This is a genomic window from Catenulispora rubra, from assembly GCF_015356825.1.
Classification (GTDB): domain Bacteria; phylum Actinomycetota; class Actinomycetes; order Streptomycetales; family Catenulisporaceae; genus Catenulispora; species Catenulispora rubra.
Map to the genome: position 1 here is coordinate 1 of NZ_JAACYW010000237.1, position 18,556 is coordinate 18,556.

Annotated in this window: 19 protein-coding genes; 12 read left to right on the forward strand and 7 right to left on the reverse strand. The window is 67.0% G+C overall.

Going from position 1 to position 18,556, the window contains the following annotated elements; all coding sequences use genetic code 11:
* The coding region (locus tag GWK61_RS40700) for a MurR/RpiR family transcriptional regulator (protein ID WP_194917068.1) at window positions 1-631 on the reverse strand (631 nt) is incomplete at its 3' end.
* Window positions 632-775: 144 nt separating this feature from the next.
* Here GWK61_RS40700 and GWK61_RS40705 point away from each other — a divergent pair.
* Window positions 776-1,747, forward strand: coding sequence for an N-acetylglucosamine kinase (locus GWK61_RS40705; protein ID WP_194917069.1), 972 nt, complete (start codon window positions 776-778; stop codon window positions 1,745-1,747).
* 66 nt (window positions 1,748-1,813) lie between these two features.
* Complete coding sequence (locus tag GWK61_RS40710) at window positions 1,814-3,238, forward strand: ATP-binding protein (RefSeq protein WP_194917070.1); 1,425 nt, start codon at window positions 1,814-1,816, stop codon at window positions 3,236-3,238.
* 1 nt (window position 3,239) lies between these two features.
* Here the strand turns inward: GWK61_RS40710 and GWK61_RS40715 are convergent, their stop codons facing one another.
* On the reverse strand, window positions 3,240-3,440 hold the full coding sequence (locus GWK61_RS40715; protein ID WP_194917071.1) for a hypothetical protein: 201 nt from the start codon (window positions 3,438-3,440) through the stop codon (window positions 3,240-3,242).
* Window positions 3,441-3,465: 25 nt separating this feature from the next.
* On the opposite strand from GWK61_RS40715, the gene GWK61_RS40720 reads away from it, so the two are divergent.
* Window positions 3,466-3,933 carry an integrase core domain-containing protein gene (locus tag GWK61_RS40720; protein ID WP_194917072.1) on the forward strand — a complete coding sequence of 156 codons (468 nt, stop codon included), beginning with the start codon at window positions 3,466-3,468 and terminating at the stop codon, window positions 3,931-3,933.
* Between the two features lie 322 nt (window positions 3,934-4,255).
* Here GWK61_RS40720 and GWK61_RS40725 read toward each other — a convergent pair whose 3' ends face one another.
* Window positions 4,256-4,786 (reverse strand): winged helix-turn-helix transcriptional regulator, encoded by a 531-nt coding sequence (locus GWK61_RS40725; protein WP_194917073.1) that lies wholly within the window; start codon window positions 4,784-4,786, stop codon window positions 4,256-4,258.
* Window positions 4,787-4,916: 130 nt separating this feature from the next.
* On the opposite strand from GWK61_RS40725, the gene GWK61_RS40730 reads away from it, so the two are divergent.
* The 7 genes from GWK61_RS40730 (at window position 4,917) to GWK61_RS40760 (ending at window position 14,810) form a co-directional block, all read left to right on the forward strand.
* A complete protein-coding gene (locus GWK61_RS40730; RefSeq protein WP_194917074.1) occupies window positions 4,917-5,780 on the forward strand; it encodes an SMP-30/gluconolactonase/LRE family protein in 864 nt (287 codons plus the stop codon).
* Window positions 5,781-6,175: 395 nt separating this feature from the next.
* The gene (locus GWK61_RS40735; RefSeq protein ID WP_194917075.1) at window positions 6,176-6,886 is read left to right on the forward strand and encodes an SDR family oxidoreductase; all 711 of its coding nucleotides are present in this window, start codon (window positions 6,176-6,178) and stop codon (window positions 6,884-6,886) included.
* Between the two features lie 119 nt (window positions 6,887-7,005).
* Window positions 7,006-8,463 (forward strand): amidase family protein, encoded by a 1,458-nt coding sequence (locus GWK61_RS40740; protein ID WP_194917076.1) that lies wholly within the window; start codon window positions 7,006-7,008, stop codon window positions 8,461-8,463.
* Between the two features lie 274 nt (window positions 8,464-8,737).
* Entirely contained in the window at window positions 8,738-11,671 is a 2,934-nt protein-coding gene (locus GWK61_RS40745; RefSeq protein ID WP_194917077.1) for an AfsR/SARP family transcriptional regulator, read from the forward strand.
* A 63-nt stretch (window positions 11,672-11,734) separates the two neighbouring features.
* A complete protein-coding gene (locus tag GWK61_RS40750; RefSeq protein ID WP_194917078.1) occupies window positions 11,735-12,109 on the forward strand; it encodes an alpha/beta fold hydrolase in 375 nt (124 codons plus the stop codon).
* A 344-nt stretch (window positions 12,110-12,453) separates the two neighbouring features.
* Window positions 12,454-13,092, forward strand: coding sequence for an SDR family NAD(P)-dependent oxidoreductase (locus GWK61_RS40755; RefSeq protein ID WP_194917079.1), 639 nt, complete (start codon window positions 12,454-12,456; stop codon window positions 13,090-13,092).
* 320 nt (window positions 13,093-13,412) lie between these two features.
* Window positions 13,413-14,810: an FAD-binding oxidoreductase gene (locus GWK61_RS40760; protein WP_323747979.1), complete on the forward strand. Its 1,398-nt coding sequence runs from the start codon at window positions 13,413-13,415 to the stop codon at window positions 14,808-14,810.
* Window positions 14,811-15,112: 302 nt separating this feature from the next.
* Here the strand turns inward: GWK61_RS40760 and GWK61_RS40765 are convergent, their stop codons facing one another.
* From GWK61_RS40765 to GWK61_RS40775, 3 genes are all read right to left on the reverse strand, one after another.
* A complete protein-coding gene (locus tag GWK61_RS40765) occupies window positions 15,113-15,604 on the reverse strand; it encodes a winged helix-turn-helix transcriptional regulator (RefSeq protein ID WP_194917081.1) in 492 nt (163 codons plus the stop codon).
* Window positions 15,605-15,912: 308 nt separating this feature from the next.
* A complete protein-coding gene (locus tag GWK61_RS40770) occupies window positions 15,913-16,119 on the reverse strand; it encodes a hypothetical protein (RefSeq protein ID WP_194917082.1) in 207 nt (68 codons plus the stop codon).
* A gap of 197 nt (window positions 16,120-16,316) precedes the next feature.
* On the reverse strand, window positions 16,317-16,859 hold the full coding sequence (locus GWK61_RS40775) for a CGNR zinc finger domain-containing protein (protein WP_323747980.1): 543 nt from the start codon (window positions 16,857-16,859) through the stop codon (window positions 16,317-16,319).
* Between the two features lie 138 nt (window positions 16,860-16,997).
* On the opposite strand from GWK61_RS40775, the gene GWK61_RS40780 reads away from it, so the two are divergent.
* The gene (locus GWK61_RS40780) at window positions 16,998-17,543 is read left to right on the forward strand and encodes a hypothetical protein (RefSeq protein WP_194917084.1); all 546 of its coding nucleotides are present in this window, start codon (window positions 16,998-17,000) and stop codon (window positions 17,541-17,543) included.
* A 129-nt stretch (window positions 17,544-17,672) separates the two neighbouring features.
* Complete coding sequence (locus GWK61_RS40785) at window positions 17,673-18,137, forward strand: winged helix-turn-helix transcriptional regulator (protein ID WP_194917085.1); 465 nt, start codon at window positions 17,673-17,675, stop codon at window positions 18,135-18,137.
* On the opposite strand, the gene GWK61_RS40790 is transcribed toward GWK61_RS40785, so the two are convergent.
* Window positions 18,097-18,294 (reverse strand): hypothetical protein, encoded by a 198-nt coding sequence (locus GWK61_RS40790; protein WP_194917086.1) that lies wholly within the window; start codon window positions 18,292-18,294, stop codon window positions 18,097-18,099. The genes GWK61_RS40785 and GWK61_RS40790 overlap by 41 nt on opposite strands.
* Window positions 18,295-18,556: the final 262 nt, after the last annotated feature.

An 18,556-nucleotide genomic window follows, 5' to 3' on the forward strand; every position in this document is an offset into this window, starting at 1 on the left:
GCACCCTGCCGGAGTGCGAGATCCCGACCGCGAGGTCGTCCGGCCCGAACTGCGCGGCGCTGGTCAGCGCGTTGTGCACGTCGGGCCAAGCCCAGCAGGCGATGCCGATGCGGTGCAGCCGGAACTGCAGCTCCTGCGCCGCGACGGCGCTGTTGCCGACGCCGAAGAAGTCCACCCGCCGGGCCTTGAGCAGCAGTTCGACGAACGCGTCGACGCCGGCCGGGTCGATCTGCTCCGCGGTCTCGCGCAGGGCCCGGGTCACGGTGCCCAACACGACGCCGACGAGCCGCTCGGCGGGATCCCCCGGCCGCACCTCGCCGCCGATGTCGCTGGCCCAGCGAGTGCCCTCGGCGTTGCCCGCCGCGCGCCCTGCTTCCTCCGCCAGCGCCACCCGAAGCTCGGCGTATCCCGTGAACCCCAGTGCCCGGCAGAAGCGCGTGATCGTGCCCGGCGACTTGCCGACGCGCTCAGCCAGGTCCGTGATGGTGCAGCGGGCCGCGGCTGCGGGGTCGGCCAGAACGTAGTCGGCGACCTGGCCGAGCGCGTCGGACAGCTCACCGCGCATGGCGTACAGCCGGGTCGACACCCGGTCGGTTCTGGTCTCGACCGCGGCGGTCGGTTCCTGCGTCATCATGGGCTCCCTCTCCCGGCGGCGACCCGTCGAGCTGTGGTGGTTGAAATTATTATCTAGTGGGGGTCTAGCGCAAGACCACGGCAAGAATTATTTTCTTCTCCGTCCACTCGGCCGTCACTCCATCGCCCAACGGAGGCCACGATGCCTACCCCGAACCTCGTCATCGGCGTCGATGCCGGCGGTACCAGCACCCGAGCGGTGCTGGCCACGACGAGCGGAACTCTCTGCGGCAGGGGCCGAGCCGGTGCGGGCAATCCGCTCGCGCACGGCGCGCAGCAGGCCGCCGCCGCGATCGGTACGGCCGTCCGATCGGCGTTGGGGACGTACGCCACGAAGGCGGTGGCACGGGTCGTCGTCGGTCTGGCCGGCGATGGCGCGTTGACGGATCCGGCCACGGCCGCCGCCTTCGCCGCGCAGTGGTCGGTCATCGGGCTGGAATGCCCGGTGCAGATCGTGGGCGACGCCGTCGTCGCGTTCGCCTCCGCCGCCTGCGAAGCCGAGGGCAGCGTGCTGATCGCGGGGACCGGAGCCAGCGCCGTCCGGATCACCGGCCGGTCGATCCAGGACACGGCGGGCGGCCTGGGCTGGCTGCTGGGTGACGAAGGGGCTGGATTCTGGCTGGGTCGCGGTGCCGTGCGAGCGTGCGTCGAGGCGCTGTCGGGACGTGTCCAGTCCCCCGTCCTGGCCCCGCAGGTGTGCCGGAGCCTCGGCGTCGAGGACTCGGATCCGACCACGGTGATCACCGCAGCCTACGGTCGGCCGCCCCTGGAACTGGCGACGTTGGCACCGCTGGTTACCGCTGCGGCACGGCAGGGCGACCCGGCCGCCGAAGGTCTTGTCGCAGCCGCGGCCTCCGAGCTCATCGCCACATTGGCGAAGGTCCGGGGGCCGGGTCCGACGGTGCTCGCCGGGTCATGTCTGACGACCGGCAATCCGGTGGCGGAGGCGGTGGCCGCGCTGGCGGCGACGTCGGGCGAAGTGCGATTCGCCGGCGCAGGACAAGCAGGTGCGGCCTGGCTGGCCGCGGTAGACGCCGGCGGCCTGGATGTCGCGGCGGCGGCCGAGTTGCATGCCGCGATGACGGGACATGGTGAAGAAGGCGGGGATCAGTAGAACGCCGTGATTCCCCGCTCCTTGGCGAGAACGCAGGTCCACGCCTTGTCTGCGATAGTTCTGGTGATGAGCGAGATCCACAACCGCCCCCTGCCGACGCTCCACGGACGCACCCGGGAGACTGCGGCGATCGGGGCTGTGGTGGCGAACGCGATCCGGGGTCGCGGCGGAGCCCTGGTCGTCCACGGCGAAGCCGGTATCGGCAAGACCTCGCTGGTCACGGAGGTCGTCGCCGGCCATCCCGACGTCCGCAAACTCAGTGCGGCCGGTGCGGAGTTCGAGATGGAGCTGGCGTTCGCGGCGCGGCGCCTGGAGGCCGAGCGCGCCGCGTTCCTGTTCTGTCTGCGGGATCCGGCCGCCGCGCCGCTGTTCGCCGGGCTTCCCCAGCTGGCCATCGCGGGGCTGGGGAAGAGGGACGCCGAAGCGCTGCTGAACGCCGAACTGCACGGGCCGCTCGACCCGCTCGTTCGCGACCGCGTCATCGCCGAGGCCCGTGGCAACCCGCTCGCGCTCATCGAACTGCCGCGGAGCCACGGTCCCACCGGATTCGCCGGCGGTTTCGCACTGCCGGAGGCACGACCCATGGCCTGGCAGCTCCAGGAAAGCTTCGCCCAGCGCCTCGACGGTCTCCCCGACGCGACACGGACCCTGCTGCTGATCGCCGCCGCCGAGCCCGTCGGCGATCCCCTTCTTCTGTGGGCCGCCGCCGAGCGCCTCGGTATCGCACCGGACGCCGCGGTCCCCGCCGAAGCCGCCGGGCTCCTCGAGATCGGCGCGCGCGTCCGTTTCCGCCACCCGCTGGTGCGCTCGGCCGTGCACCGGAAGGCGACGTTGCCGGACCGTCGCCAGGTGCACCGGATCCTGGGCGACGTCGTCGACGCCGAGGCCGATCCGGAACGCCGCGCCTGGCACCAGGCCCAGGGCACCCACGGCTTGGACGAGGACATCGCGGCCGAGCTCGAACGCTGCGCGGACCGTGCCCAGGCCCGGGGAGGCATGGCCGCCGCGGCGGCGTTCCTGGAGCGGGCCGCCGCACTCACCCCGGATCCCGCACGCCGAGCGGCGCGCGCCCTGGCGGCAGCACGGACCCTGCAGCAGACCGGCGCCCCCGACCGTGCCCTGGATCTGCTCGACCGGGCCGAGGCCGGGCGGCTCGACGCCAGCCACGCGGCGCAGGCCCGGCTGCTGCGCGGACAGCTGACGCTCTACACCACGCACGGCGAAGGAGCGCTGGAAATGCTGCTCACCGCCGCCCAGGACCTTGACCCGGACCGGGCCCGCGAGACTTACCTGGAGGCCTTCATGGCCGCGCGGTGGGCCGGGCGCTTCGGATCCGGCGATCCGATGGCCGACGTCGCGCGCGCCTACCGCGACCATGCTCCCGCCGGTACCCGCGGACACCCGATCGACCTGCTGCTGGAGGCGCTGACGACGCTGGTCGTCGAGGGGCATGTAGCTGCGGTCCCGGTGATTCGAACCCATGGCCATTGAGTTAGAAGAGCATCCGCACCAGCCGTCGCAGGGGCTGTCGTGGTCGCTCCACCTCCGCAAACGAGGGCATCGACCCGGCACGAGGACGCGCCGCCACCACCTGGGCTGCGTTCCTGCGCAGCCAGGCCGAAGCGCTGCCGGCGTGCGACTTCGTCGAGACCGTCACGCTGTCCGGGCAGCGCCAGTACATCCTCGCCGTCATCGAGCACGCCACCCGACGGGTCCGCGTGCTGGGAACCACAGCCCATCCCACCGCTGCCTGGGTCGCCCAGGCGGCGCGGAACTTGGTAATGGACCTGGAAGATGCCGGAGCCACAGTCAAGGATCTGATCCGGGACCGGGACGCGAAGTTCCCGCCGCTGTTCGACGAGATCCTCGCACAAGCGGGGATCCAGGTCGTGCTCAGTGGGATCCGCATGCCGCGGATGAACTCGGTCATGGAGCGGTGGGTGCGGACCTGCCGCCACGCAGTACTGGATCGCACCATGATATGGAACCAGCGTCACCTGCTGCACGCCCTACGCGAGTACGAAACGCACTACAACTACACTCGCGCTCACCAAGCGATGCAGCAGGCCGCGCCACTACGCGCAGTGCCCACACCGATCACCGACCCACAGCGCATCGCCGACCTCAACATCCGCCGACACGACCGACTCGGCGGCATCATCCATGAGTACCAACACGCAGCCTGACCTGCCTGGACGACATTATCGGCAGGCGCACAGTGCCACGCTGTCCCGGCGTTGTCAGAGCTGCTTACCGCCCGCCTCGGCATTCCCCCGAGACGAACTGCCCCCAGCTTCAACCAGGTTGCTGCGACGACCCGGCGGTGATGGTCTCTCACCTCACTCGACTCCACGGCGCCTCGTGGCGCACCCACCCGCTACGACAAGACCCGAACAGCTTCCTGGCGGGGCTTCGGCTACGAGGATCACTCAATTGGATCCACAGCCTCCACCCCACCACATGAACACAACCCCAGACACGCCCTCGGCCTGACGAGCCCAGCGCACCTCAGGTGCTTGGGGGCTTCTGATCGGCCGGGGGATCCGTAGCAAAGGTCGAGGAGTCTACGACTGATACCACCGTTTCAGACGGCTTCACGGCATGGCCGTGGGTGCAACGTACCTCGGTCGTGATGGGCTGCCCGCAGCCTGCGTGGGTGAGCAGGACTCTCTTGTCCCGCTCGCTGGGCAGCCTGTCCCCAAGGTGCGCCAGCGCCGTGATGATCGGGAAGATTTCCAGTCCTAGCTGGGTGATTGTGTACGCGTGACGGGTCCGTTGCCCCGGTTCTTGGTACGGCTCGCGGTCCAGCAGCCCGTTGTCGACCATCTGGCGAAGGCGCTGGGAGCCGACCGCCGGCGTGACTCCGGCTCGGCGGACCAGGTCGTCGAAGCGCGTGGCGCCGTAGAACGCTTCGCGCAGCAGCGTCATCGCCGAGCGGGTGCCGATCAGGTCGAGCGCGCCCTCTATCGAGCACCACTCGGCCGCCGTCCAGCTGTCCCGGTCGGCCAGCGGCCCCGTCAGCTCAAAAGATTCACCCATCGCACCTCCTCGACCCCTCCTTCTGTCGAGCTTATAGCCAGACGGGCCGAAGTAGGCTAACTTCCATTTATGAAAGTCAGATGTCGCACCTTTGCGCGCTGAGTGACCCGCGTTCCCTTCGAGGTCCCCGTTGAACAAGACATCCAACACCGTCATCACAGGCCTGCACTTCGCCGAGTCGCCCAGATGGCACGACGGCCGCCTGTGGTTCTCCGACTTCTTCGGCGGCCAGGTTGCGTCGATCCTGCCGTCCGGTTCGGACCTGCGGATCGAGGCGACAGTGCCGACGCAGCCGTCCGGCCTGGGATGGCTGCCGGACGGCCGTCTCCTGATTGTCTCCATGCGTGACCGTAAGATCCTGCGCCGAGAGTCGGACGGCACGTTGGCCGTCCACGCAGACTTGTCAAAGCACGCCACCGGCCATCTCAACGACATGGTGGTCGACGCCGCCGGACGGGCCTACGTGGGCAACTTCGGGTTCGACATGGCCGCCGGCGACGACTTCGCACCGGCCTCCGTGCACCGGGTCGACCCCGACGGGAGCGTCGTCGAAGTTGCCTCCGAGCTCTGGTTTCCCAACGGCAGCGTGATCACCGCGGCGGGCGTGCTACTCGTGAACGAGACGTTCGGCAACCGCGTGACCGCCTTCGACCTCACGCCGTCGGGGGACCTTGTCAATCGACGCACGTGGGCATCCTTCGGGCCGGTGCCGTCGGGTCACGATTTCGCCAAGGTGCTCGAGCAGGTGGTGGTCGCACCCGACGGCTCCTGCCTCGACGGCGACGGCAACATCTGGATCGCCGACGCCGGAGGCGAACGACTGCTTCAACTGACAGCGGCCGGCGAGATCGGCGACGAGATCAGTCCGGGAACTCCGGTGTTCGCCTGCGCCATCGGCGACGGCACACTCTTCGCGTGCGTCGCGCCCGACTTCCACGAGCAGCCGCGCAAGGCCGCCCGCGAGGGCAGCATCATCGCCATCAGCCTGCCCTAGGCCGTTTCCGTGCGCCACGGCGAACTGCGGCGCACGACTGTCGCCGCGGCCGCGTGTCGACATGCTCCGTCACGTTCAGTAGTCACCGGTCCCCCGGGGCTCGGCCTCAGCACCTGGGTTGCATTCCTGGAAGCCAGGAGCCTAGGGTGCTGACTATGGCCAGTGGAAGCCAGGGGGCGAACCATCCGAGCGCGATCCTCGCAGTCCTGCGCTTCGCTGTGTTCATCGCAAGCCTCGGCGCGTCGAGCGCACCACGCACAACCTCCGCAAGGTGCCGGGCCGCGCTCGGGCCCACCGGTGCGTCCACCGCTCACGCCCTGTCGAGTGACCTCGTCATCTGAGCGCCCCCGGGTCGCACGGCACCACCAGCCACATCATTCTCGAGAGGAACTTCCATGACTGAACTCAAGAACGCCGTCGTCCTCGTGACCGGCGCCAATGGCGGTCTCGGCCGCGAATTCGTCGCCCAGGCGCTCGCTCGCGGCGCCACCAAGGTGTACGCCACCGCTCGTGTGCCACGCACGGCCGAGGAGTGGGGCGACGAGCGGATCGTGCCGGTCACGCTCGACGTCACCGACCCCAAGTCCATCGCGGCCGTGGCAGACGAGGCCGACGACGTAACCGTGCTGATCAACAACGCGGGCGCGTCCACCGGCGCCTCGCTGCATTCGGGCGACCTGGCCGCGGCGCGCGGTCTGTTCGACACCAATTTCTGGGGACAGTTGGAGGTGACCAACGCCTTCGCTCCGGTCCTCGCGGCCAACGGTGGCGGTGCCATCCTCAACGTCCTGTCGGTTCTGTCCTGGCTCGGCGTCGCTGACGCCTACAGCGCTACCAAGGCAGCGTTCTGGTCTGCGACCAACAGTCAGCGGCTCGCGCTGGCCAAGCAGGGCACCCAGGTCACCGGGCTGCACCTCGGCTACACCGACACCCCCATGGCGGCCGACGTCGAGACCGAGAAGAACGACCCCGCCGACGTCGTCGCCGCAGCATACGACGGCCTCGCAGCCGACGCCCAGGAGATCCTGGCCGATGAGACCAGCCGGAAGGTCAAGGCCGGCCTGGCCGCCCCCGTCGAGGTGCTCTACGCGAGCTTCACCAGCTGAGCCCGTGTGTTCAGACGCGCCCCAGTTCGCTGGGACGCGTCCCGCTCCGCCTCTCCACGCCTGGTGAGGTGTTTGTACATCCGATGCAGGAAGACGCAGGAAAAGGACTACCCAGAACCATGACCACCACATCCACCGACGGAGCCGCGTCGACAGAGAGCCCATCCATCGCCGACCTTGGTGTGGCAGCCGCTGCGGCCGCGATCCGCCAAGGCGAGATCACCGCTACGGAGTACTCGACGGCGCTCTTGGCAAGCGCCCGGGAGCACGCGGACTTGAACTCCTTCATCACGATCGACGATTCAGCGGTACTCGACGCCGCCCGGGAAGCGGACCGGGCCCGCGCCGCGGGGTCGAACGCCCCGCTCCTCGGCGTCCCCTTCGGGATCAAGGACAGCTACGCAACACGCGGCCTGCGCACGACTCTCGGCGTGAAGACTCTCGACACCTTCGTTCCCCGCCATGACGCTGAGATCGTCGCAGTCGTCAAGTCGGCCGGCGGCATCGTCTTCGGCAAGAACAACCTCGTCGAGATGTCATGGGGACTGACCGGCGACAACAGCGGATACGGGCAGGTGAAAAACGCCGCCGACCGCCAGCGCGTCTCGGGCGGATCCTCGAGCGGCTCGGCGGTCTCCGTCGCCGCCGGAATCGTGCCGGCGTCCTTCGGCGGTGACACGGTCGGCTCGGTCAGAGTGCCCGCTTCCCTGAACGGCGTGGTCGGCTTCAAGCCCACTACTGGTCGCTGGCCACGCGGTGGAGTCGCCCCGGTCTCGCATGTCCTCGACACCACAGGCCTGCTCGCACGCAGCGTTGAGGATTGCATCCTGATCGACCAAGTCATCACAAGCGGCCCGATCGAATCCCAGCCCGTACGCGCGGACTTGGAAGGGATCACGTTCGCCTACGCGCCCGATCACTATCTGGGACTGATAGATCCCGATATCAACGCACACTTCGCCGACGCGATCCGACACCTCAGCGACGCCGGCGCCGAGGTGCGCGAAGTCGACCTGGGGCCGGACTTCTCCGAGCTCGCAGGCCGACTGACATGGAACATCTTCTTCCGCGAGACGCGCCAGGCGATCATCGACTTCCTCAACCAAACCGGCTTTCCCGTCACCTTCGACGAGATCTACCACGATCTCAAGCCCCAACTGAGGGAAGCATGGAGCTTCCTGGTGGTGCCCTCCGGTGACGGCTACCTGCCCGACGCCGCCTTCGACGAGGCCCTCTGGGTCGACCGGCCCGCCTTGCAGAGCCGTTTCCAGACGATTTTCACCACCACCGGTGTCGACGCGCTCCTGCTGCCCACCACCCCGGCACTCGCGCCGCTGATCACCGCACAAGGAAAGTTCACGGTCGCAGGCCAGGAAGTCGACGACCTCTTCCTGGCCAGAAACACCATCCCAGCCAGCGGAGCAGGCTTGCCCGGCATCACCCTGCCCCTCGGCACCTCGGAAAGCGGCCTGCCCTTCGGCATCGAACTGGACGGCGAACGCGGAAGCGACCCCCGGCTCCTCAACACCGCGCGGCGCGTCGAGAGTATCCTCACCAGCGTGCGAGCAGCGGTGTAATCGCCGGTGCCTCATCTGGGCTGCACGGTAATCACCGAGCTTCCTGTCCACTCGCGTCCCGTGCTCAGTCGAGAGGCCGTTTCATGAGGTGGAAGGTCCGTTGTCGGCCAAGCGATGGCACCTCTGCGCGTTGAGTGAGCCGCGCTTGGCCGGCGCGCGATGCGTGATGGATCGCACCCAATCCGCATCCCGCATCCCGCCGAACGGACCGCGTCCTACGCGCTCTGAAACTGCGCGACCGTCCTAACAGCTGTACGTCAAACGAGAGTTCAAAGTGGACGCTGACCTGTGGTTCACCGTGCTGGGGCCGATCAGAGCGTGGCGTGGCGGCAGCGAGCTCGATCTTGGGACTCCTCAACAACGCAAGCTGCTGGCCTCGCTTCTGCTTCGCGAGGGCTCACAGATTTCGGTGCGCGAGTTGTCGAACATGCTGTGGGGCAGCGCCACACCCGACACCGCAACAGCCGTCATCCGCACCTACGTCGCCCGGCTACGCCGAGAACTCGATGGAAGCCCTATCCGACGACAGGATTCGGTGATCGCCACGGTTCAAGGTGGGTACAGGCTCGTAAACAGGCCAGACAGCTTCGACTTGGCGATGTTCCGGCGCGAAGTGTCAACTGCCGAGGAGGCGAGCAAAGCGCGAGATCCACGCCGAGCCGCCGAGCATCTACGAACAGCTCTCGCGCTATGGCACGACGAGCCGCTCGCCGGCCTCCTAGGAGAGCACGCCTCTGCGGAACGCGCTCGGCTCGAGCTGCTGCGCCTGGGTGCTTTGTCGAGATGGTTCGAGCTCGAACTTGAGCTCGGCTCGCACACGGCGATCATCCCCGAGCTCACCCAGCTCGTCGGGCAGCACCCGCTGGACGAGCACCTTCACGAACTGCTGATGCTCGCGCTCTACCGTTCGGGCCGCCAGGCACAGGCACTGGCCATCTACCGAAACGTCCAAGAGGTGCTCGCCGAGGAGCTCGGCGTCGATCCCGGACCGGACCTCCAGCGGATGTACGGACGCATCCTCCAAGCCGACCCCGACCTCCTCGCAACTACCGCGGAGGCAGGCACACTGGACAACGCTGAGGAAGATCACGAACCGGAGCCCGCGCACACAGTCACCGTCGTCGACCGCGCACCCGACATCATGGGGCAACACCCGACGGCACCGACGAGGCTGCCGCCGCGTCTAACCGTGTTCGCCGGGCGCAGCCGAGAGCTTGCAGCGGCGCGCGAGATGCTCGCAGATCCGGACACGCGACCGGGCACCGTCGTAGTCAGCGGCATGGCCGGCGTCGGGAAGACGACCTTCGCAGTGCACTGGGCCCGGCAGATCGCCCAGCACTTCCCCGACGGGCAGTTCTACCTCAACCTGCGCGGCTTCGCTCCAGACGACGATCCCGTCGACGCGCTCAAGGCTGTCCGGACCGTTCTTGAGATCCTCGGCCTGCGCCCCGGGTCCGTACCCGACGACCTGGACGCAGCCGTAGCGCTGTACCGGGGTGTCCTGGCCGAGCGCCGCGTGCTGCTCCTGCTGGACAACGCCCGGCTCGCGGCCCAGGTACGACCCCTGCTGCCCGACAGCTCGGGCAGCCTAGCCGTCGTGACCAGTCGCAACCGGTTGGCAGGACTCCAAATATTGGACGGAGCGCGCTCGATCCTCCTCGAACCCCTTCCCGCGGCTCAAGCCCGAGAGCTGCTGGTCCGACGCATCGGCGGGCAACGGGTCGCAGACGAGCCCGAAGTCGTCCAGGAAATCATCGACCGCTGCGGCAGGCTCCCCCTGGCTCTCTCCATCGTGGCCGCCCGCTGCGCAACGCACGCCCAGTTCACCCTGGACGCCGCCACCACCGCGCTACGCGGGGACCTCGGCCTCGCACGGATAGCCACCAGCCTCGACGCACTTAGCCTGTACGAAGCATATGACTGCGACGTTGACCCGCGTCACGTGTTCTCCTGGTCGTACCGAACACTGAGCCCACCGGCCGCGCGACTATTTCGCCTAGCTGCCCTGCACCCCGGGCCCGACATGTCGATCGCGGCGCTCGCAAGCTTGACCGGACTTTCCCGCCAGCCGACGCTCAGCCACCTGGCAGAGTTGAGCAACGCCCACCTCCTCATCGAATCAGCCCCGGGCCGCTACGAATTCCACGACCTCCTCCGCGCGTACGCCGACGAACTCAAGCAGCGGCTTGATCCTCCGGAGGAGCAGCAGCAAGCGCAGCTCCGAATGCTCGACCACTACGTGCACAGCACTATCGCAGCTTTGCGTCAATACAATGACCTCGAACCCATATCCGAGGCTCCTGTTCTTCGACCGGCTGTCGCCGTCGAAGCATTCTGCGACCGAGATGCTGCGCTGCGCTGGTACGAAACCGAATCGCCAGTGCTTATGGCCGTCGCGCACCAGGCCCGCATGCAGGACCATTTGGAGCATGTTTGGCATCTCGCGTGGGCAACGGACACTTATCACTACCGCTCCGGCCGCGGCCGTAACGCCGCAGTCATGCACACCTGGGCCCTGGAAGCTGCCGAGTACCTCGACCGATCGCTTTGGCAAGGCATATCCCATCGATTCCTGGGCGACGTCCATGCCGACCTTGGGAGCTTCACCGAGTCGGTGATGCACATCGAAGCAGCCCTGGCCATTTTCGACACGCACCACGACGTGAAGCGCCGAGCCGACTGCTACTTGACCCTGGCCCGGGTGGCCCGCCGGCAAGGAGACGGCAGGGAGAGCATCGCCCACCTCAAGCGTGCCGCGGAAATCGGTCAGCACCACGGTGACCAACTCCTCGTGGCTACTGCGCTCAACAATATGGGCGAGCAGTACGGAGATATCGGCGAACACGACACAGCGGTGAAACTGTGTCGGGAGGCTCTCGACTTGTGGACAGAGCTCGATGACCAGCACGCCCTGGCCAACTGTTACGACACCCTAGGCCACTCAGTTTTCCACCTCGGCGAACACGAACAGGCCTTCAAATATCTCCAATACGCTATCGACACCTTCCAGGACCTCGGCGACAAGGGCAACCAAGCCAACTCGCTCTCCCGCCTGGGCGACGCGTGCGCGGCTCATGGTGACAACGCCGCGGCAATCGCCGCCTGGTCGAACGCCTTCACCATCCTGAAGTCGTTGGACGAGGCCGATCCTGGAGAACTCGAGACGAAACTGCGGCGTGCCGGTACATATGGCGGGGTCGTCCAGTGATCGGTATGAAGAGGTTGTGAAGGGGTCTGCCGGCGTCCGGAGGAAAGCCGTCCGCCGAAGGCGATGGCGCGACCGCCAACCCCTCACAACACCGGCCACGCGGTCAGTGATGATTTCGCTCTGCACGGCGAGCGCGCCTTCACCGGCGGCTTCAACTGGTACCGCAACATCGAGCGAAATCACGAACTGCTGGCGCCCTTCCGTGGCCGGGTGATCGACCGGCCCGCGCTGTACATTTTCGGCGACCGGGACACGGTCACCTCGTTGAGCGGCGGTGCGCCGGGCCTGATGACGAAGCTTCCCGAAACTCTTCCGCGCCTCCACGGCGTAGTGAAGCTCAAAGGCTGCGGGCACTGGACGCAGCAGGAGCGGCCGGCCGAGGTGAACTCGGCACTATTGGGATTCTTCGCGGACACGGTCGGACGCTCCGCGGAGTGACACGGTTCGCCGCTGGTGAACCACGTGCACTTTGTTCGAACATTCGCATCGTTGCACGGTAGGTGAGCTGCCTCAGAGCGGGAAGCCGTGCGGCTGCGCTCTCGAGGTGATCTGCTACCACTGGGTCACGCGAGTGCATCGAGCACGTCGCGGCCCGGAGCGGTCGCGTCAACGGACACACGTCGCGCTATCTCGGCGCCGAAGAAGGCGTCCACTTACACCGGGCTGCTATCGGCTTTCCCGATGTGATCTGCCAGATCTTTTCGTCGAACTCGATCCCGAAACAGGGCTCCAGCATGGTGACGCACCATGTTCGTCCTCTCAACCCATGTGCAAGGAGCGTCATGCCACAGCAGATTCTGATCGTCGGGGGCACCTCGGGCATCGGCCGCGAACTGGCGGCCACCTATGCCGAGCGCGGCGCCTCGGTGGTGATCGCGGGACGCCAAGCGGAGCGCGCCCGGAAGGTCGCCGCCGAGATGAACGCTGTCAGCAAAGACGGTGGTGCGGTCCGCGGCATCGCGGTCGACCTGTCCGAGCCGGAAGGCGTCGTGGACGCGCTGCACGACATCGAGCAGGTGGACTCGGTGGTCCTCACGGGGATGCAGCGTGACCGCAACACCCTGGCAGAGTACAACCCGGCCGGCGCGAAGGAGCTTGCCGTCGTCAAGGTCGTCGGCTACACCATGGTCCTGCACGCCCTTCGAACCCGGTTCTCGCCGTCCGGTTCCGCGCTGCTGTTCGGCGGCATCGCCAAGCACGCGCCGTACCCCGGTTCCACAACGGTCACCGCGGTCAATGCCGCGATCGTGGGCATGGTGACCACCTTGTCCAGGGAGTTGGCGCCAATCCGGGTGAACGCCATCCATCCCGGCGTGGTAAGTGACAGCCCGTACTGGATCGGGAACGAGTCCGCCATCGAGGCGGTCCGCGCAAGTCACGAGTCTGATGAGCCTGGTGCCTCACCTGTCTACAGCGCTTGATCAGTCGTCTAGACCTGTCGGTTCGCCCTGCGCCGCCGTGAGGTCCTGCGGCAGAGCAAAACAGTGCCGGCAGACGCTGCAACCCGGCCGGCCTCCCGCAGCGCTGCGGACAGCAAATTCGACCGCGAGTCGGCATCCCGGACGATTCGGTATGTCAATGTCTTACTAGTCATCTATCTTTCCCATACGCGCCGTCGATATCGCGATGCGACGCTTGCCACGAAGTAGGGGCGTGACCTGGCACTGGGTAGCGTCGCCGGTCATTTACCCAAGCAAAACGCGCCCCATCGCAAGGCGAGGGGGTCAGCATGAGGAGAGAAGTGCCTTCCACCATCGATTTGCGCGAATCCTCCATCGCCGAACTCCGTCATCGGTTGAGCGGTCCGGTGTTCTTGCCGGGAGAGCCTGGCTATTCCGAGGAGTGCAGCACTTTCAACCTGACGACCCCGCTACGGCCAAGGATCGCGGTCGGCGCGGAAACCGTGGGCGATGTTCAGGCCGCGGTTCGATTCGCCGCAGTGCACGACCTCGGAATCGCGATCCGCGGCGGCGGACACATAGTTGCCAAGCAACGACAGGACGTCGTTCTCGTCAACATGAGCCGTATGCGCGCTGTCAGCGTCGATGCGGATGCGCGGCGGGTGCGGTTCGGTGGTGGAGCCCTGTGGCAGGACGTGTTGGACGCGGCCACACCATTGGGTCTGGCCCCCATGAACGGGTCATCGCCGACGGTGGGCGCCACGGGATACCTACTGGCCGGCGGCCAGAGCCCGTGCCTGGGCCGATCGTTCGGCTGGGCCGCCGAGCACATCAACGCCCTGGAAGTGGTCACGGCCGACGGTGTGTCTCGCAGGGTCACGGCCGAAGCCGAGCCGGAGCTCTTCTTCGCCCTTCGGGGAACCAAGGGCAACTTCGGCATCGTCACCGCGGTGGAGTTGGAGCTCTTTCCGGTCACTCACATCTATGGCGGTGGCCTGTGGTTCGCCGGCGAGGACGTCGCCGAGGCACTCCACGCCTGGCGGGATTGGGCTGCCAACATCCCCGATGAGATGTCTTCATCAGTTGCCATCCAGCGGCTGCCGCCGGATCCGGCCCTGCCGGCTCCGCTGCGCGGAGCGTTCGTGGTGCATGTGCGCATCGCGTACAACGGCCCCGCTGAGGCGGCTGAGAAGCTACTCGTTCGCTTGCGCAGTGCGGCGCCCGCGATCCTCGACACGATCGGTGACCTGACCTACGCGCAAGCAGCAACGATCCACCTGGATCCACCGATGCCGCTGCCTTACGCCGATCGCTCCTGCGGGCTGGCCGAACTGACCGCGCAGTCCGTTGACGCGCTGGTCCGGGTCGCCGGTCCGCAATCGGACTGTAAGTTGGTGAGCATCGAATTGCGCCGTCTGGGCGGCGCGCTCGACCGAGAGCCAGCCACACCGGATGCCATTCCAGCACGCGGCCTGCCGTACCAGCTCTTCGCCTTCGGTGTGGGACCCGAAGAGCAGATGCCCGAATTGCGCACACAGCTCGCCGCGGTGGTCGACCAGCTGCGGCCCTGGGCGGACGTCCGCCGCTGCGTGAGTTTCCTTTCGCCGGACGAGGCGGTCGACCAGCGCGGCATGCGGGAACTCTATGGCGCGGAACTCTACGATCGTCTCGCTCGAATCAAGCGAGAATACGATCCGACGAACATGTTCCGGGTCAACCACAACATCGAGCCCGCCTGATGTAACACGACAGCGTCCCCGGTGCAACATCGTTGCGTTCAGCGCTCTGAGGTTGTGTCAGGTGCCGGGACGGGAGCGCGGGACCTCTGGTAGATCTCTGGTGCTGAGCGCGGAGGTCGGTGTACCGGAGGTCCTGTTGCCTTTGCCTGGCCGGCGACGACCGGCCCTTTCGGCCACGCTTCAACGGAGTTTGTCGTGGTGCAGGATCTCAATGGGTTGTCCTCGACACCCTGCTCGAAACGGTCCTGCACTAGATCGGCGACGCCGCGCGGCGGTTGGTGACCAGGACCCGTAGCGGACGGTCAGCTCCGCGGCGCCGTGCTGCTCCCCTGCTTGGCCGGGCTGACTTCGACGTCGCCGACGGTCAGGTCGCCGTGGTCGCGCTCGCATTCCAGGACTATTCGCACCGGTGTCCCGCAGTCGCGGTGCTGGAGCTGTGCCACGGCGGGCCCTCGCCAGCGTGAGCCCCACAGGAACATCGGGGCGATGACAGGATAGAACTCCCTCCCCGACTCGGTCAGGTGGTACTCGTGACGGGTGCGCCGCCCGGGTTCCTTGTACGGGCGGCGCCCGAGAAGGCCTTCGGCCACGAGGGACTTGAGTCGGGCGGCGACGATCTGCTCGCTGACGCCAACGCGGGTGGCAAAGTCGTCGAACCGGGTCGTGCCGTAGAAGGCCTCGCGCAGGACGAGGAACGCCGAGCGCTGCGAGACGGCATCCAGGCTGCGGGAGATGGGGCACCACTCCGCTCTCGGCGCGGCAGCCTCGGACATGGTCAGCGCATATTCGGGCATAGGAAACATTCCAGCTGGCTTTATCAAATAGTAGTTAGCAAACAGAGCCCTGGCCCAGAATCTGTCAAGCCAGGGTGCGCCCGGCTCCGCCTCGAAGCGCCTGAACGCGAGCACGGCGACGGTGGCCTGGACCGTCTCGGGGCACGCGCCGGCCTTCGGCATCGCCCTCATCCCGCCAGGCCGGGCCCCGACCAGTTCGGCCACAAGCGGATCTTCGTCTCCGGGCTGATCTTCACCCTGCCCAGCGTCGCGTGCGGCCTGTCCCAGACCGGCGCCGAACTCGTCGTCTCTCGCGTCGTCCAGCTGGTTCAGATATTGTTGCCGCCCAAGAAGTCGAGCCGGGTCTTCAGCCTGATCGGCGTCACGATCGGACTTTGGTGCGTCGTGCGGCAGGTCAGCTGGCGACCGTGAGGCGGGCCGCGCAGATTCGTTGCCCCCGTGTCGTCATTGATGTTGATTTCGTAAGCGACCGTGCTGCGTCCCGGATGGACGGCGGCGGCGATCCCGGTGACCATGTCCTTCGCGAGGGGTCGCGACAGCGGCTGGCTGCTCCAGGTGGGGCGGGTGTCCGGCGACGTCGATGACGCTGGTGTGCGTCAGCGGGAAAACGAGTGTGAACGTAAGCCGCAACCAGGTCGGCTGGGATCACCGGGTCCGCAGCGCCGCCAACAGGGGGCCGCGGCAGTCATAACAGCACGACCGGCTCAAAGCCTCACTGCGCCCGGCCGCGCTGACGAGCCCGGTGGGCGCGCAGGTTCTCCGCTTTGCCGCAGATCCTGGTGGAGTGCCACACGCCGCTGTTGTTGCGGGATCGGTCGTAGAAGGTCGTTCCGCAACGCGAGTAGTGACAAACTTTGACACGACGCCACAAGTCCAGCTGCTGCGCCTCAAAGATCTCTGCCATGACGAGCGCGGCAACATACCTCCACCCCCGCCCGCGCGGTTCTAGAGACACCCGACCGTTGCGGTCCAAACGCAGCCCGACTGTCGCGACATGGATCGACGGCACCTCTTCAGAGGCGGTCTCCAGTCCATCGCGATCCACGTTGGACAACGAGCGGTGCAGCTCGGTCCGAAGACCGCGCAGTTCCTCCAGATCTCGCTCTGGCAACTCGACCGCCGCGGCGGTTCTGCCAGTCTCCTCCGACCAGCAGGCGAGTGCCTCGTCGAGCCAGGGCTGGGCGTGGGCGACATCATCGAGGAGATCGGCCGCACGCGGCTTTCCTGCGGAGAAGGTGTTAAGCAGGTCGGTCACGAGACCCAATCCCAACGGCGCGGAGGTTGTCTCATAACGCGCGGAGGCTGGCCATGGCATGGGCAACCCTTTCCATCCGGCAGCAGGTGCACGCCCGCAGACAGCAGGTTGTAGGTACGCACGACCTGCAATGACTGCGTGACCATGAAGATGAAGCCGAACAGCGTGAAGAAGGACATTATCACCGCGAGTCCGGCGGCGCTGAAGCGCATGTTCTGGAGCAGCCGCACGTCGGGCATCGGCTCGGCGACCCGGCGCTCGCACAGGATGAAGACGGCCGGCTGGAGCGCGCTGCCTGCGATCGACCCGGGCGATGCCCAGTCCTGTCAAGGCCGGGCCGTGTGGCCGGGGGTCATTGGATTACGGAAAGAACTGCACGGCCACTGCGATGACGCTCAAGGAAACCGGTCCGAGCGTGAAGAAGACGATCGACTACAAGTAGTGCGCAGCAGAAAGCGGCCGACGACCGGTCCGAGCACGATCGCGGCGCCCGCCGTCGCACCCCACACGCCGATTGACAAGGCATGTTCCTCACGGCTGGTGAAGGTGTTCGTGAGCAACAAGAGCGTCGCGGGGAACGTCATGGCCGCGCCCGGGCCCATCACGGCCCGAGCGGAGATCAGTTCCGCGGGGGTAATCGCGAAGCCGCCGATGAGACTCGCGGCGCCGAAGACGAGGTTGTAGGCGTCTACCACCCATTGCAGCCGAGTGTCGGTGGCGCCGAGGTCACTGGCAGCGCAGCGTTGATCCAGCGCTTTATTCAATCCACTAGCTAGTCCAGTTCCTCTACCTCGCGCTTGCTAAGCTGTACCCATGCGCAGCTACGGCCAACACTGCTCGATTGCCAAGGCCCTGGACCTCGTGGGCGAACGATGGACGCTCCTGATCGTCCGCGAACTGCTGCTGCAGGGCCCGTGCCGATTCACCGACCTGCGCAACGGGCTGCCCGGTATCGCCTCCAACCTGCTTTCCGGCAGGCTCAAGGAGCTCGAGGAAAACGGTCTGATCAGCCGGAACGAGGCGCCGCCGCCGATCGCCACGACGCTCTACGCGCTCACGCCGCGGGGCGTGGAACTCGGGCCAGTGCTCAAGGCGCTGGGCACGTGGGGCGTGCAGTACTACCTGGCCGACAACTACGAGGAGGACGCGGCCCGGCCGTATTGGGAGGAGTACGCGGAATCGGCGAACCGCAGCTCCAAGGTCGAGATGGAGCGCGCGGCACGCGAAGAAGGAGCGCTCAAGGAAGGCCGGCCGGCTGCTGTCGAAGGACGACCATGAACGCCGAGACGCGACCCACGGCCTCGGTCGGCTGAGGCCTCGCCTCGGTGATCGTGACGTAGGTGAACTCCCCCTCGCCATAACACCGCAGGATTTCGGCGAGCCAGTCGTGCACGTTCGTCAGTTCCCAGAGTGCGGAGCCCTTGCGCAGCCTCATGGCGACAATCACCGAGTGTGAACTCGGCGTGGATACGGTGACGATCTGGAAGGGCAGGCCCCGCACGTGCGCGTATCCGGACGACGCACCGTGTTTCGCCGATCCGTGGGCCTGCTTGGCCTTCGAGTCGAAATCCAGGAATGAGTTTCCCCCTGTTGTCCGGAGGGGTTGAGCTCCTGGTCAGGGGGTGCTGATGGGTGTCAGGGCTCGTTGTGTTCGGGTGGGCTGAACGGGTGGCGGGGTCGGGGCCGCGTCGATGGCC

Coding starts and splice junctions, on each gene's coding strand:
- GWK61_RS40755 (WP_194917079.1), top strand. CDS start 12,454: ATGCCACAGCAGATTCTGATCGTCGGGGGCACCTCGGGCATCGGCCGC.
- GWK61_RS40765 (WP_194917081.1), bottom strand. CDS start 15,604: ATGCCCGAATATGCGCTGACCATGTCCGAGGCTGCCGCGCCGAGAGCG.
- GWK61_RS40705 (WP_194917069.1), top strand. CDS start 776: ATGCCTACCCCGAACCTCGTCATCGGCGTCGATGCCGGCGGTACCAGC.
- GWK61_RS40740 (WP_194917076.1), top strand. CDS start 7,006: ATGACCACCACATCCACCGACGGAGCCGCGTCGACAGAGAGCCCATCC.
- GWK61_RS40770 (WP_194917082.1), bottom strand. CDS start 16,119: ATGGTCACCGGGATCGCCGCCGCCGTCCATCCGGGACGCAGCACGGTC.
- GWK61_RS40750 (WP_194917078.1), top strand. CDS start 11,735: ATGGCGCGACCGCCAACCCCTCACAACACCGGCCACGCGGTCAGTGAT.
- GWK61_RS40725 (WP_194917073.1), bottom strand. CDS start 4,786: ATGGGTGAATCTTTTGAGCTGACGGGGCCGCTGGCCGACCGGGACAGC.
- GWK61_RS40790 (WP_194917086.1), bottom strand. CDS start 18,294: ATGAGGCTGCGCAAGGGCTCCGCACTCTGGGAACTGACGAACGTGCAC.
- GWK61_RS40735 (WP_194917075.1), top strand. CDS start 6,176: ATGACTGAACTCAAGAACGCCGTCGTCCTCGTGACCGGCGCCAATGGC.
- GWK61_RS40785 (WP_194917085.1), top strand. CDS start 17,673: ATGCGCAGCTACGGCCAACACTGCTCGATTGCCAAGGCCCTGGACCTC.
- GWK61_RS40710 (WP_194917070.1), top strand. CDS start 1,814: ATGAGCGAGATCCACAACCGCCCCCTGCCGACGCTCCACGGACGCACC.
- GWK61_RS40715 (WP_194917071.1), bottom strand. CDS start 3,440: ATGACGGCGAGGATGTACTGGCGCTGCCCGGACAGCGTGACGGTCTCG.